The sequence below is a fragment of the Nocardioides sediminis genome, from assembly GCF_003047295.1.
GTDB classification, from domain to species: domain Bacteria; phylum Actinomycetota; class Actinomycetes; order Propionibacteriales; family Nocardioidaceae; genus Nocardioides; species Nocardioides sediminis.
Genome location: NZ_PZYZ01000001.1, coordinates 481,497 through 495,668, shown reverse-complemented (window position 1 = coordinate 495,668; position 14,172 = coordinate 481,497). Strand labels below are relative to the sequence as shown.

The following is a 14,172-nucleotide window of genomic DNA, read 5'->3' as shown; positions in this document are numbered from 1 at the left end:
GTGCGACACACTCTGCGCATGACCGTTCGACGACGTGCGCTTGCCTGCCTGGTGCCGGCCCTGGTCGTCGCGGCCAGCGCCTGCGGCGGTGGCTCGGGCGCCGGCTCCGCCGGTGACGACTCCGACACCGGTGAGCTGACCGTCCTCGCGGCCGCGTCCCTCACCGACGTGTTCACCGAGCTGGGCGAGCGGTTCGAGGCCGAGCAGGACGCCGAGGTCACGCTCAGCCTCGGCAGCAGCACCGACCTGGCCGAGCAGGCCGGGGACGGTGCTCCCGGGGACGTGCTGGCGACGGCCGACACGACGTCGATGGGCCTGGCCGAGGAGGCCGGGGTCACGCGCGAGGTGAGCGAGTTCGCGACCAACGTGCTGGTCGTGGTGACCGCGCCCGGCAACCCGCTCGGCATCGAGAGCCTCGACGACCTCGAGGGCACGAGCTGGGTGCGCTGCGCGGACGAGGTCCCCTGCGGCCGGGTCGCCGTCGAGGTCCTCGACGCGGCCGGCGTGACCGCGGAGCCGGCCAGCCTGGAGGAGGACGTCCGGGCGACCCTCGACAAGGTGACGTCCGGGGAGGTCGACGCCGGTCTGGTCTACGCCAGCGACGCGGTCGCCGCCGGCGACGCGGTGGCGACCGTGGAGGTCCCCGAGGCGGCGGAGGTCGAGACGACGTACGCCGTCGCGACGCTCGAGCAGAGCGTCGACGGGGACCTCGCCAGGGCCTGGGTCGACCTCCTCCTCTCCGACGAGGGTCGCCGCGTCCTCGAACAGGCGGGCTTCACCATGCCGGACGCCCCCTCGTGACGCGCGACCCCTTGGGGCGGCCGCCCGCGGCGCTGATGGTGCCGGCCGCCGTCGCCGTGCTGCTGCTCGTCGTCCCGCTGGTCGCGATGGTCGCGGCGACGGACTGGGCGACGCTGCCGGAGCAGCTCACCTCCGAGCCGGTGCTGGACGCGCTCCGCCTCAGCGTGGTGACCTCGACCGCGGCCATGCTCGTGTGCCTGGTGCTCGGGCTGCCCGTCGCGTGGCTGCTCGCGCGGGTGGCCTTTCGTGGTCGAGGCCTGCTGCGGGCGCTGGTGACGGTCCCGTTGGTGCTGCCGCCCGTGGTCGCCGGCATCGCGCTGCGCAGCGCCTTCGGGCGCACCGGGGTGATCGGCGAGCCGCTCCTGGAGCTGACCGGCTTCGCGTTCCCCTTCACGACGTGGGGCGTCGTGCTGGCCCACGTCTTCGTGTCGCTGCCCTTCGTGGTCATCGCGATCGAGGGAGCCCTGCGTTCCGCCGACCCGGTGTACGACGCCGCGTCCGCCACCCTGGGAGCCACCCGGTGGACCACCTTCCGCAGGGTCACCGTGCCGCTGGCGATGCCCGGGATCCTGGCGGGCATGGTGCTCGGCTGGTCCCGGTCACTGGGCGAGTTCGGCGCCACCATCACCTTCAACGGCAACTACCCGGGCACCACGCAGACGATGCCCACCCTCATCTACGTGGCGCGGCAGAGCGACCAGGACGCCGCGCAGGCACTGAGCCTGATCATGCTCGCGCTCTCGATCGCCGTGCTCCTGCTCCTCCGCGACCGTTGGCTGGGCACGCCGTGAGCGCAGGGGGGCTCGAGGTCGACCTCGAGGTGCCCGGGCGCGTGCGGGCGGCCTTCTCGGCGCGGCCCGGCCGGGTGGTCGCCCTCATCGGCCCCAACGGCGCGGGCAAGAGCAGCCTCGTGCACGCGCTCGCCGGCCTCGTGCCGGCGCAGGGCCGGGCGCACCTCGACGGGGTCGACCTGCTCCCGCTGTCGGCCCGCGAGCGCGAGGTGGGACTCGTCTTCCAGGACCGCGCCCTCTTCCCGCACCTGACGGCGCGCGAGAACGTCGCCTTCGGTCCGCGGTCCCGCGGGGTCCCCCGCCGGGTGGCACGGGAGCGGGCGGACCACTGGCTGGGGAGGATGGGGCTGCCCGAGCTGGCCGGTCGACGGCCCCGTCAGCTCTCCGGCGGCCAGGCCCAGCGGGTGGCGATCGCCCGGGCGCTGGCCACCGAGCCTCGCCTGCTGCTCCTCGACGAGCCGATGGCGGGCCTCGACGTCGGGGTCGCGATGGCGCTGCGGCTCGAGCTGGCCCGGCACCTGCGCGACTACGACGGCGTCACGCTGCTCGTCACCCACGACGCGATCGACGCCCTCACGCTCGCCGACGAGGTGGTGGTCCTCGACGAGGGCCGCGTCGCCCAGGAGGGGACCCCCGACGACGTGGCCGCCCACCCCCGCACCGACCACGTGGCGCGACTGGTCGGTCTCAACGTCCTGCGCGACCAGGAGGGGTTCACCTCCTTCCGCCCCCGCGACGTCACGGTCAGCCTGCGGCGTCCCGAGGGTTCCGCCCGGCTGACCTGGTCGGGACCGGTGGCCAGCGCGCAGCAGCACGGGGACGCCGTACGACTGCTGGTCGACACCCGGCCGCCGCTGCTCGCCGACGTCACCCCGCAGGCGGTCGCGGAGCTGGGGATCGCGCCGGGGCGGGAGGTGTGGCTGTCGGTCAAGGCGACCGCCGTGAGGAGGTACGGCGCCGTCCCCGAAGGCCGCTAGCATGCGCCCATGACCCCGAGCGAGACCGCCGTGCCGAAGCCCGACCGCAACCTCGCCCTGGAGCTGGTGCGGGTCACCGAGGCGGCCGCGATGGCCGCGGGCCGCTGGGTCGGCCGGGGCGACAAGAACGACGCCGACGGCGTGGCCGTCAACGCGATGCGCGTGATGATCTCGACCATCGGCATGCGCGGCACCGTGGTGATCGGCGAGGGCGAGAAGGACAACGCCCCGATGCTCTACAACGGCGAGGAGGTCGGCGACGGCACCGGCCCCGAGTGCGACGTGGCGGTCGACCCCATCGACGGCACGACGCTGACCGCCAAGGGGATGAACAACGCCATCGCAGTGCTCGCGGTGGCCCCGCGCGGGACGATGTACGACCCGTCCGCCGTCTTCTACATGGAGAAGCTCGTCACCGGTCCGGAGGCGGCCGACGTCGTCGACATCCGCGTGCCCGTCGCCGAGAACATCCACCGGGTGGCGAAGGCCAAGAACAGCTCTCCCCACGACGTCACCGTCGTGCTGCTCGACCGCCCCCGGCACGCGAAGCTCGTGGAGGAGATCCGGGAGACCGGCGCGCGCATCAAGTTCATCGAGGACGGCGACGTCGCCGGCGCCATCATGGCCGCCCGGCCCGACACCGGCATCGACCTGCTGATGGGCATCGGCGGCACCCCCGAGGGGATCATCGCGGCCTGCGCGATGAAGAGCCTCGGCGGCGTCATCCAGGGCCGTCTGTGGCCCCAGGACGACGACGAGCGGCAGAAGGCGCTGGACGCGGGCCACGACCTCGACCCCGACTTCGTGCTCAGCACGGACCAGCTGGTCACCGGCGACGACTGCTTCTTCGTCGCCACCGGCATCACCGACGGCGAGCTGATGCGCGGTGTCCGCTACCGCGCGGACGGGGCGACCACGGACTCGCTGGTGATGCGGTCGCGCAGCGGCACGATCCGGCGGATCACCTCCGAGCACAAGCTCTCGAAGCTACGCGATTTCTCCGCGATCGACTTCGACAACTGACGCGCCCGGCCGCAGGCCGCGCACGACCTCGGCGATGACCCGGGGATCCATCGCCATCCCCAGGTGCGAGGCTCGCACCTCGACCGGCTGCGCGGCGGGGTCCAGGCAGGCCCGCCAGTCGACGATGCCGTCGCGCCTGCTGTAGATCGCGGTGAAGTCGATGCCCTCGGGAAGGGCGGCGCGCCCCTCGTCGAAGCTCTGCCGCGCGCACGCGCCGGCGACGCAGTCCTCCGACATCAGTCCCGAGACGCCTGCACGGCTCAGCCGCACGAGGACCGCGACGCTCACCGAGAGGCTCACGTGGTGTGCGCCGGGCGCGAGCACCGGGCTGCCCAGGGTCACCAGTCCCGAGACCAGGTCGGGACGCCGGGCGGCCACGCCGCGCGCCAGCATGCCGCCCAGGCTGTGGCCGACCACCCGCACCCGCGACCCGCGCCGCTGGGCGATGGACTCCAGGCGCAGCTCGAGCTGGGCCGCCGCGTCGAGCGTGCACCCCACGTTGGCGTGGATCTGCGACCGGTAGGCGCGGAACCCCTGCTGCACCAGGGCGCGTCGCATCAGGCCCAGGCTGCCGTCCCCGGCCATGAACCCGGGCACGAGCAGCACCGGGTCGTCCACGCGGGCGACCGCTCGCACCGAGTACGGCGGGGGCCGACGACTCCGCTGCCCGACCGCCGCCAGCGCGTAGCGTCCTGCCTCGCCGACCACGCGCCCCTCGCCCAGGACCGCCCGCGCCAGGGGGCGGTCGAAGCCCTCCGGCCGCAGGAAGTCGGCCAACGTGGTGAGCGTCACACAGTGACGGTAGCGCCGAAGCGTCCGGAAAGCGGGGACCTGGCGGCCGATTCGCCCACGTGGGGGTGGAGGGGTCCACCACCCGTCGCCCCGACTGCGGTTCACTGGACACATGTCCACTGCACGAACCCCCCGGCCCGAACCGCGGCCCGACCGGACACCGGGTGACGTCGTCGTCTCCGACGAGCTCTTCGCGCCGGTCAGTCCCGGCATCGAGCTCTGCTACCAGACCTTCGGCTCGCCCGACGACGAGCCGCTGCTGCTCGTCATGGGACTGGGCGGTCCGATGACGTGGTGGGACGCCGACCTGTGCGAGCGCCTGGCCCGCGCCGGCTTCTTCGTCGTCCGCTACGACAACCGGGACACCGGCCGGTCCACCAAGGTCCGGGCACGGGTGCGCCGCTCGCAGCTCCTCCGCGCGTTCGCCACCGGGCGCGCGCGGGCGCCGTACTCGCTCGACGACATGGCCGCCGACGGCCTCGGCCTGCTGGACCACCTCGGCATCGAGTCGGCCCACGTCGCCGGCGTCTCGATGGGCGGCATGATCGCGCAGACCATGGCGGTCGCCGCGCCCTCGCGGGTGCTGTCGCTGACGAGCATCATGTCCACGACCGGCCGACGCACCGTGGGCTGGCAGAGCCCGTCGCTGCTGCCCATGCTCGTCGCCCCGCGCCGGCCCGGCCGGGAGGCCTACGTGCAATCCAGCGCCGCCATGTGGAAGGTGATCGGGTCCCCGGGCTACCCGTCCGACGCCGAGGTGCGCCGTCGGCGCGCCGAGGAGACCTTCGACCGCGGCTTCGACGCGTCTGGCGTGATGCGCCAGATGCTCGCCGTCGTCACGCAGCCCAACCGGACGGTGCGGCTGCGCTCGCTCGGCATCCCCGCCACCGTGATCCACGGGCTGGCCGACAAGATGGTGCACGTCTCCGGAGGCCGGGCCACCGCAGCGGCCGTGCCAGGAACCGAGCTGCTGCTGATCGACGGGATGGGGCACGACATGCCCGAGCAGCTCTTCGACACCTTCGTCGACGCCATCCGGCGCACGGCCGACCGTGCGGACCGCACGCGCTGAACTCCCCTACCACGTAAGGGATTCCGCCTCCTCGGCGGTGTGGTCGCCTTGCCAAATGACTCCGCAAGGACTAGACGTGACGTACACCACAGACAGGGGAGGAACGCATGCACCGTCCCTCACGACGCCGTGCGAGGCGTCGAGCACCACGGAAGGCCGTGGCCGTCGCTGCGGCGATCGTCTGCACCGCATCACTGGCCGCCTGCTCGGGCGACGACGGCGGCGCGCCCGAGCTCACCTGGTACATCAACCCCGACGCCGGCGGCCAGGACGCCGTCGCCGAGGCGTGCAGCACCGACGCCTACACGATCTCCACGCAGGTCCTGCCGCAGGACTCCAGCCAGCAGCGCATCCAGCTCGCCCGCCGGATCGCCGCCGACGACCCATCGATCGACCTGATGAGCCTCGACCCGCCGTTCACGGCGGAGTTCGCCAACGCCGGCTACCTCGCCGAGATCCCGCAGGACATGCAGGACGCCTTCCGGGAGCAGGCCTTCGACAGCGCGGCCGAGGCAGCGACGTGGGAGGACGAGCTGGTCGTGGCGCCCTTCTGGTCCAACACGCAGGTGCTCTGGTACCGCAAGTCCTTCGTGGAGAAGGCCGGGATCGACATGGACCAGCCGGTCACCTGGGACCAGATCATCCAGGCCGCCAGCGAGAACGGCGGAAAGATCGGCGTCCAGGCCAACAAGTACGAGGGCTACTCCGTGTGGATCAACGCCCTGATCTCGGGGGCGGGGGGCCAGATCGCGTCCGAGACCGATCGGGGCGCCGACGCCGAGATCGACATCGCGTCCGAGGCCGGGCAGGAGGCCGCCCGGGTCATCGAGGAGCTGACCGCGTCCGAGGCGGCACCCGCCGACCTCTCGGTGTCCAACGAGGGCACCTCCGGCACCACCTTCGGCGGGGACCAGGGTTCGTTCCTCGTCAACTGGACCTACATCTGGGGCAACTACGGCGACGACCGGCTCGGCGACGACATCGGCTTCGCCCGCTACCCCCAGACCGTCGAGGGCGAGGAGTCGCGACCGCCGTACGGCGGGATCGGGATCGGCGTGAGCTCGTCCTCCGACAACGAGGAGGAGGCGATCGAGGCGCTGGAGTGCCTGACCAGCCCCGAGAACCAGGGGCTCAACGCCGAGCTGACACAGAACATGCCGTCCAGCGAAGCCGGCTACGACCAGCCTGCGCTGAAGGAGCTGTTCCCGCCCGAGCTCGTCGCGCTGTTCCAAGAGTCCCTGGAGACCGCCGCACCCCGCACGGTGTCGCCGTACTGGAGCGACATGTCCAGTGCCATCCAGAGCACCTGGCACCCGCCGTCGGCGGTCGACCAGGAGACTCCTGAGCAGTCCGCGAACTTCATCGAGGAGATCCTGAACGGAGATTCGCTGCTATGAGCACCGCCGTCGCACCCGACTCAGAGCGGGACACCGGTCGCGCCACCAAGGCCAAGGACAGCGACCGCTCGGTCGCCGAGAACCGGCTCGGGCAGAAGCTCGTCGCCCCCGCGGTCATCATGATGGTCCTGGTCACGGCGTGGCCGATGGCCCAGGCCCTCTACCTCTCGCTCTTCCGCTACCGCCTCACCACTCCCGACGACCGGGAGTTCGTGGGGCTCGGCAACTACGGGACGGTCCTCACCGACTCGTTGTTCTGGCGGGACACCTGGAACACCGTGCTGATCATGGTGATCACCGTCGGCGTCGAGCTCGTCATCGGCTTCGCCTTCGCGATGGTGATGCACAAGATCATGATCGCCCGGGGACTGATGCGGACCTCGATCCTGATCCCCTACGGCATCATCACCGTGGTCTCGGCCTTCGCCTGGCAGTTCGCGTTCTCGCTCAACAACGGCTTCGTCAACTCCTGGCTGCCGTTCTTCGAGGACAACTTCAACTGGTTCGGCGACCACTGGCCGGCGATGTTCGCGATCATGGTCTCCGAGATCTGGAAGACCACGCCGTTCATGGCACTGCTGCTCCTCGCCGGCCTCTCGCAGGTCTCCGAGGACATGCTGGAGGCGGCCGAGGTCGACGGTGCCTCCTGGTGGCAGCGGCTGTGGAAGGTGATCCTCCCCAACATGCGGGCGGCGATCATGGTCGCGGTGCTCTTCCGGGCCCTCGACGCCTACCGCATCTTCGACCAGATCTACATCATGACCAAGGGCGCGCAGGACACCGAGTCGATCTCGTTCCTGACCTATCGCCAGGTGATCGAGCAGATGCAGCTCGGCATGGGCTCGGCCCTGTCGGTGCTGCTGTTCCTCTCGGTGCTGATCCTGGCATTCGGGATCGTCAAGCTGTTCCGCGTCGACCTGGCGCAGGCGAGGGGTGAGGGCTGATGAAGAAGAAGACCGGAATCGGCACCTGGATCGGCTTCGTGCTGATCCTCGTCTGGTGCCTGCTGCCCGTGGCGTGGATCGTCTCGCTGTCCTTCAAGTCCGTCGAGGAGACCTCGACGGGCAGCCCGCAGTTCCTGCCCAAGGACCCGACGGGCGAGAACTACTCGGCCATCCTCGACAACGGGGACTTCACCCGGGCGCTGCTCAACAGCTTCGGCATCTCGCTCATCGCGACCCTGCTGTCGGTCATCTTCGCCACGCTGGCGGCGTACGCCATCGCCCGGCTGGAGTTCAAGGGCAAGCGGCTCGTGCTCTCGATGGCCCTGGCGATCGCGATGTTCCCCGTCGTCTCGCTGGTGGGCCCGCTGTTCGACATGTGGCGCACGTTCGGCCTCTTCGACACCTGGCCGGGCCTGATCATCCCCTACATGACCTTCACGTTGCCGCTGGCGATCTGGACCCTCTCGGCCTTCTTCCGCGAGATCCCGTGGGAGATGGAGCAGGCGGCCCAGGTCGACGGCGCCACCTCGTGGCAGGCCTTCCGCAAGGTGATCGTCCCGCTCGCGGCACCCGGTGTCTTCACCGCCGCGATCCTGACGTTCTTCTTCGCCTGGAACGAGTTCGTGCTCGCCATCTCCCTGACGTCGACGACCGCGTCACGGACCGTGCCGGCCCAGATGTCGTTCTTCGTCGGGCCCGACCCGTTCAACCCGCCGTACAGCCAGCTGGCCACGGCGTCCGTCATCGTCACGATCCCCGTGATCGTCATCGTCCTGCTGTTCCAGCGCAAGATCGTCGCCGGTCTCACCTCCGGCGCAGTGAAGGGTTGATCTCACATGGCTGCCATCGACATCAAGAACATCGTCAAGAAGTACGGCGACGGGTTCCCCGCCGTCAACGACGTCAGCATCGACATCCAGGACGGCGAGTTCATGATCCTCGTCGGCCCGTCGGGCTGCGGCAAGTCCACCCTGCTGCGGATGATCGTGGGACTCGAGGACATCACCTCGGGCGACATGATGATCGGCGACAAGCGGGTCAACGACCTTGCCCCGCGTGACCGCAACCTGGCGATGGTGTTCCAGAACTACGCGCTCTACCCGCACCTGAGCGTCTACGAGAACATCGCGTTCCCGCTGCGGCTGGCGGGCGCGTCCGACGACGAGGTGGACAAGAAGGTCCGCAACGCGTCCAAGACGCTCGAGCTCGACGAGCACCTCGACCGCAAGCCCGGCAACCTGTCTGGCGGCCAGCGGCAGCGCGTGGCGATGGGTCGCGCGATCGTCCGCGACGCGGACGCGTTCCTCTTCGACGAGCCGCTCTCCAACCTCGACGCCAAGCTGCGTGGCCAGATGCGCACCGAGATCTCCCGGCTGCAGAAGCGGCTGGGGATCACCACGGTCTACGTCACCCACGACCAGACCGAGGCGATGACGCTGGGCGACCGGGTCGCGGTGCTCAAGCGGGGCGTGCTCCAGCAGCTCGCCACCCCGCGCGAGCTCTACACCAACCCCGGCAACCTCTTCGTGGCCGGCTTCATCGGCTCCCCGCCGATGAACTTCGTGCCCGCGGAGGTCGACGGCACCACGGTCAAGATGCCGTTCGGCACGGTGGAGATCCCCCGGGACAAGGCCGAGCGCGCCCAGGGCAAGGGCCTGCTGATCGCCGGCATCCGGCCCGAGCACTTCAACGACGCGACGGTCGTCGACGAGGACAAGCGTGCGGGCCACACCTTCCGCGCCAACGTCGACGTCGTGGAGTGGCTGGGCAACGAGGCCTACGCCTACATCCCCTTCGAGGCGCCGCCGGAGGTGCAGAAGCAGCTCAGCGACCTCGAGCACGAGCTCGACGGCGACCAGATGCGCACCCAGCTCGTCGTCTCGCTCGACGGAGCGAGCCGCATCGCGGAGGGCGACGAGGCCGAGATCTGGGTGGACGCCACCAAGATCCACCTCTTCGACCCGTCAACCGGGGAGAACCTCACCGTCGACGAGTCGCGCGCCGGCCGGATCCCCGAGCGCGAGGACCCGAACGCCAAGAAGCAGGCCGAGAAGATGGCCGACGAGGGTGAGGAGATCCACTCCTCCGAGGAGGTCTGACCGCTACCGCCCGTACGACGACGAGGCCCGCACCGAACCTCACGGTGCGGGCCTCGTCATGTCCGCGTCAGTGGCGGACGATCCAGGCTCGTCGTGTCAGTGGCGGACGATCCAGGCGCCCGTGTCGGGAGGCAGCAGGGCGGCCACCCCGGGGTCCGAGGCCACGAGGAGGTCGTTCCCGGGCAGCCGCACGGCCTCCGTGCCCGTGTTGACCCAGCACTCCACCCCGCCACGTCGGAAGGCGAGCACGTCGTCGGGCGCGTCGACCCAGGCGAAGTCGTCGACGCCCAGGAGCCGCTCGCGGCGCAGGCGCAGGGCGGTCCGGTAGAGCTCCAGCGTCGACGCGGGGTCACCGGTCTGCGCGGCGGCGGTGAGCGGCCCCCAGTCGTCGGGCTGCGGCAGCCAGGTCTCCGCGGCGGCACCGTCACCGAATCCGTACGGGGGCACGGACCCGCTCCACGGCAGCGGGACCCGGCACCCGTCGCGCCCGGGGTCGGCGCCGCGCGTCTGCTCGAAGATCGGGTCCTGCCGCCGGTCGTCCGGCAGGTCCTCGTACTCGGCGAGCCCCAGCTCCTCGCCCTGGTAGAGGTAGGCCGTGCCGGGCAGCGCCAGGACGGCGAGGATCGCGGCCCGCGCCCGTCGTACGCCGAGCTCGAGGTCGCCGGGCTCGGTGGCGAACCGCTGGCGGTCCCACACGGCCTCCTCCATCCGCGTGGACTGCGTCCTGCTGAACCGGGTGACCTGGCGGACCACGTCGTGGTTGGACAGCACCCACGTGGAGGGCGCCTCGAGCTCGTCGGACAGCCGGAGGGAGTCCTCGATGATCTCGCGCATGATCCCGGACCGGAACGGCGCCCGCATGAAGTCGAACTGGAACGCGGTGTGCAGCTCGTCGGGCCGGAGGTACTGCGCGAGGCGGGCGGTCTCGGGCACCCATGCCTCGGCGACGAAGATGCGCGGAGGGTCGTAGGAGTCGGCCACCTTGCGCCAGCCCCGGTAGATCTCGTGGACGTCGTCGTGGTCCCACGCCGGGTGCGGGTCGTTGTGGGACACCACGCCCTGCGGTCCCGCGTCCGGGAGGCCGGGCGTCTTGGCGAGCCCGTGCGCCACGTCGATCCGGAAGCCGTCGACGCCCCGGTCGAACCAGAAGCGCAGGACGTCCTCGAACTCCTCGCGCACCTCGGGGTTGGTCCAGTCGAGGTCGGGCTGCTCGGGCGCGAAGAGGTGCAGGTACCAGTCGCCGGTCGCCAGCCGCGTCCAGGCCGGACCCCCGAAGTTGGACTGCCAGTCGTTGGGCGGCTCCGAGCCGTCCCCCTTGCCGGGGCGGAAGATGTAGCGCGCCCGGGCGCGCTCGTCGCCCGCCAGGGCCTGCTGGAACCAGGGGTGGTCGGAGGACGTGTGGTTGGGCACCACGTCGAGGAACACCTTGAGGCACACCGCCCTCAGGTCCGCGAGCAGCGCGTCCGCCTCGGCGAGGGTGCCGTAGGTCGGCTCGATGTCGCGGTAGTCGGCCACGTCGTAGCCGGCATCGTGCTGGGGCGACGGGTACCACGGGTTGATCCACACCGCGTCGACGCCGAGGTCGACCAGGTAGGGGATCCTGCTCTGCAGACCGGCGATGTCACCGACACCGTCGGCGTCGCCGTCCTTGAAGGAGCGGATGTAGCACTGGTAGACGACGGCTTCGCGCCACCACGTGTCCTCGGGGGTGTTCGTCATGGCGCCCACCCTCTCAGGGTTGCCGCGGTCCGGGCGAGGACGACCGGCCGGGCCTCGTCAGTAGTGGCCGAGCATCTTGCGCGGCGTGCCGGGCGGCGGCAGTCGCACCACCTGCACCGAGCCCATCAACGCCACGCCCCTGACCCGGATCACCGGCGAGTCCGGGCCGACCTCGGCCGCCACCTTGTCCTTGCCCTGGCCGTAGTCGCCCATGATGGGCGTGCCGTCGACGACGGCGTGCATGTGGGCCGGGATGAGGATCTTGACGTCGCCCATGATCGCGCTGGCGTTGATCGTCGTCTCCCGGGCGGACAGCACCGCCTGGCGCAGGTCGAGGGTGATGCTGCCCATCAGCGAGAACGCCGCGTGGTGGGGCGGGACGTGCCAGGCCCCGCGCCGCTTGCAGTCGCCCATGATCGCCGTCGAGGACGCGTGGCCCACGGCGGGGACGCCGCCCGCGCGCGGCACGGACGGGACCGGCGGCGGGGTGGGGTGGACGGCGTGCAGGTCGGCCGTGATCGGGACCAGGTCGGCGTACGTCTTGGCGCCCCAGGTCAGCTCGAGGCGCTCGTCGAGCTCGTCGAGGTCGAGGCGCCCCTCCCCCGCTGCCTCCCGCAGCACCTCGGCCACCCGGTGCCTGTCGGCGTCCGAGATGCGCATCCGGCTCGGGTCCCCCGGGACGTTCGTCCCCTCCAGCTCGCCCATGGCCCGAGCCTAGCGAGCGTCGCGCGCGGCGAGGTGCTGGTAGTCCTTGGACGACACCCAGTAGCCGCCCCAGTCCCAGCCGATCCGCGCGAAAGCCTCCACCACCGGGTCCGCCACCCGGATCACGCCCGCCGGGACGAGGGCGCCGGTCGACCGGTCGATCCGCGCGAACCCGCGTCCCGACGGAGGGACGACCGATCCCGGCCGCACGTAGGGGTTCTGGATCGGGTTGACGTCGATCGCGGCGCCGTAGGCGTGGTCCGACCAGCCGGCCTGCCCGGCGACCCGACGGCAGTTGAAGCCCGAGGTGTTGTTGGCCGCCATCGACCGGTCGTCGTCGCCGTCGTAGTCGTCGACGAGACGCATGCGCCGGATCGGGAACCCCACGTCGTACAGGCGGCCGAAGGCGCGCGTGACGTCGCGTGCGTACCGCCGGTGGACGACCATCTCGCCGGTCCGTGCACGACCGTCGTAGTCCCGGTGGGTCATGCGGAGGTAGCGCAGGTCGCGCAGCGGGACCGGGCACCCGGGCCGGTGGCTGGTGCGCATCCGCTCGGCGAGCGCCGGTCCGATGCGCCGGACCGAGGAGGCGTACGCCGGGTCGGCGGCCTGTTCCCCGCCCCGCTCCTCCGCCAGCCCGGTGCACCGCTGGAGGTCGACCCACTGGTCGACCGCGGCGCCCCGGGCCGATCCGGCCAAGGGGCGCGGGCGCCCGCCGGCGGCGATCAGCGCCGGCTCCCAGGCCGCGTCGACCACGCCGTCCCGGTCCACCCGGAGCGACAGGACCCCCGTGTCGGGCTGACGGTCGTGGTACCAGACGAAGTTGCCCAACCCGTAGCCGACATAGGTGTCGCCCGACCAGCCGGCGCCACCCAGCACGTGGGAGTGGCTGCCGACCACGACGTCGGCGCCGGCCTCGGCCAGCTGGCGACCGAGCAGGCGTTGCTTCTGGGTCGGGCACGACTGGCGCTCACGGCCCCAGTGGAGGTAGACGACCACGACGTCGTCGACCTCGGCGGCCGAGCGCACCGCCCTCAGCAGCGCCGCGGGGCGCGCGCGGCGCGCCGCGGCCACCCCGGCGCTGTCCGGGCCCGCTGCCCACACGTCGCTGCTGCCCTCGCGGAAGACGGAGTCGGCGGCCAGGAAGGCGAGGTCGACCCCGTTCTCGGTGACCCGGTGGGGGGTGAGCGCCTCGGGCTCGTCGCGGCCGATGCCGATCAGCGCGACGTCCGCGTCCCGGCCCGCCCTCAGGGTGTCGGCCAGTCCCACCCGGCCGTAGTCACCGACGTGGTTGTTGGCGACGCTGACGACGTCGACGCCAGCGTCGGCCAGCACCTCGAGCGCCCGCGGCGAGGTGCGGAAGTGGTAGCGGTTGTCGGCGTCCTCGAGCTCCTTGGGGTCACGACGACCCCGCTCGGTGATGGCGCTCTCGAGGTTGAGCATCGCCAGGTCGGCCTCGCGCAGGACCCCGGCCATCGGGCCCAGGGCACCGCGGGGGTCCTCGAGCAGGCGGGTGAGGTGCTCCTCGAAGTGCACGTCCCCCGCGAACGCGAGCGTGACCTCGCCGGAGGGCTCGTCGGGACCGGCCCCGCCGGTCGTGCTCGCAGGGATCCCCGGCTCGGCGGCGGCCGGGTCCCCGGGACGCTCGGGGCCGACCGTGCACGCAGCCAGGGCCAGCCAGACGGCGAGGCCGAGCGCCGCGGTCCCTGCCCTGCTGGCCAACCGTCCCGCCACGTCCGCTCCCGTCCGTCCCCCGGTGAGCCGATTGTGCCTCGGGGGTGGTCACCGTGCGGGGCGGACCGCCGGCGACCAGTCAGCGAAACGCAGTGGACAGCGTCGGCGGGAGCGGTCG

The 14,172-nt window shown here is 71.6% G+C and carries 13 protein-coding genes; 9 read left to right on the top strand and 4 right to left on the bottom strand.

Annotation, left to right across the window (positions count from 1 at the left end; all coding sequences use genetic code 11):
* The first annotated feature begins 18 nt into the window (after positions 1–18).
* The 4 genes from modA to glpX are packed head-to-tail and all read left to right on the top strand — an operon-like array spanning position 19 to position 3,592.
* On the top strand, positions 19–801 hold the full coding sequence (gene modA / locus DAI17_RS02335) for a molybdate ABC transporter substrate-binding protein (RefSeq protein WP_107771275.1): 783 nt from the start codon (positions 19–21) through the stop codon (positions 799–801).
* Positions 798–1,592, top strand: coding sequence for an ABC transporter permease (locus DAI17_RS02330; protein ID WP_234412095.1), 795 nt, complete (start codon positions 798–800; stop codon positions 1,590–1,592). Before modA ends, DAI17_RS02330 begins: the two co-directional genes overlap by 4 nt.
* A complete protein-coding gene (locus DAI17_RS02325; protein ID WP_107771273.1) occupies positions 1,589–2,569 on the top strand; it encodes a sulfate/molybdate ABC transporter ATP-binding protein in 981 nt (326 codons plus the stop codon). The genes DAI17_RS02330 and DAI17_RS02325 overlap by 4 nt, the downstream gene beginning before the upstream one ends.
* A 9-nt stretch (positions 2,570–2,578) precedes the next feature.
* Positions 2,579–3,592, top strand: coding sequence for a class II fructose-bisphosphatase (gene glpX / locus DAI17_RS02320; RefSeq protein ID WP_107771272.1), 1,014 nt, complete (start codon positions 2,579–2,581; stop codon positions 3,590–3,592).
* Here the strand turns inward: glpX and DAI17_RS02315 are convergent.
* Complete coding sequence (locus DAI17_RS02315) at positions 3,557–4,384, bottom strand: alpha/beta fold hydrolase (protein ID WP_159081308.1); 828 nt, start codon at positions 4,382–4,384, stop codon at positions 3,557–3,559. The genes glpX and DAI17_RS02315 overlap by 36 nt on opposite strands.
* A gap of 112 nt (positions 4,385–4,496) precedes the next feature.
* Between DAI17_RS02315 and DAI17_RS02310 the strand changes: the two genes are divergently transcribed.
* The 5 genes from DAI17_RS02310 to DAI17_RS02290 all read left to right on the top strand — a co-directional run bounded on the left by DAI17_RS02310 (position 4,497) and on the right by DAI17_RS02290 (position 9,896).
* Positions 4,497–5,456, top strand: a complete 960-nt coding sequence (locus DAI17_RS02310; protein ID WP_107771271.1) for an alpha/beta fold hydrolase — start codon at positions 4,497–4,499, stop codon at positions 5,454–5,456.
* A 158-nt stretch (positions 5,457–5,614) separates the two neighbouring features.
* Positions 5,615–6,853, top strand: a complete 1,239-nt coding sequence (locus DAI17_RS02305) for a sugar ABC transporter substrate-binding protein (protein ID WP_159081307.1) — start codon at positions 5,615–5,617, stop codon at positions 6,851–6,853.
* On the top strand, positions 6,850–7,797 hold the full coding sequence (locus DAI17_RS02300; protein WP_107771269.1) for a carbohydrate ABC transporter permease: 948 nt from the start codon (positions 6,850–6,852) through the stop codon (positions 7,795–7,797). The genes DAI17_RS02305 and DAI17_RS02300 overlap by 4 nt, the downstream gene beginning before the upstream one ends.
* Complete coding sequence (locus DAI17_RS02295; protein WP_107771268.1) at positions 7,797–8,627, top strand: carbohydrate ABC transporter permease; 831 nt, start codon at positions 7,797–7,799, stop codon at positions 8,625–8,627. The genes DAI17_RS02300 and DAI17_RS02295 overlap by 1 nt, the downstream gene beginning before the upstream one ends.
* A 6-nt stretch (positions 8,628–8,633) precedes the next feature.
* Positions 8,634–9,896, top strand: coding sequence for an ABC transporter ATP-binding protein (locus tag DAI17_RS02290; RefSeq protein WP_107771267.1), 1,263 nt, complete (start codon positions 8,634–8,636; stop codon positions 9,894–9,896).
* A gap of 96 nt (positions 9,897–9,992) precedes the next feature.
* Here DAI17_RS02290 and DAI17_RS02285 read toward each other — a convergent pair whose 3' ends face one another.
* The 3 genes from DAI17_RS02285 to DAI17_RS02275 are packed head-to-tail and all read right to left on the bottom strand — an operon-like array spanning position 9,993 to position 14,042.
* Positions 9,993–11,615 (bottom strand): glycoside hydrolase family 13 protein, encoded by a 1,623-nt coding sequence (locus tag DAI17_RS02285; RefSeq protein ID WP_107771266.1) that lies wholly within the window; start codon positions 11,613–11,615, stop codon positions 9,993–9,995.
* A gap of 57 nt (positions 11,616–11,672) precedes the next feature.
* Positions 11,673–12,320 (bottom strand): DUF1707 SHOCT-like domain-containing protein, encoded by a 648-nt coding sequence (locus tag DAI17_RS02280; RefSeq protein WP_107771265.1) that lies wholly within the window; start codon positions 12,318–12,320, stop codon positions 11,673–11,675.
* A gap of 9 nt (positions 12,321–12,329) precedes the next feature.
* A complete protein-coding gene (locus DAI17_RS02275; RefSeq protein WP_159081306.1) occupies positions 12,330–14,042 on the bottom strand; it encodes a CapA family protein in 1,713 nt (570 codons plus the stop codon).
* Positions 14,043–14,172 lie beyond the last annotated feature (130 nt).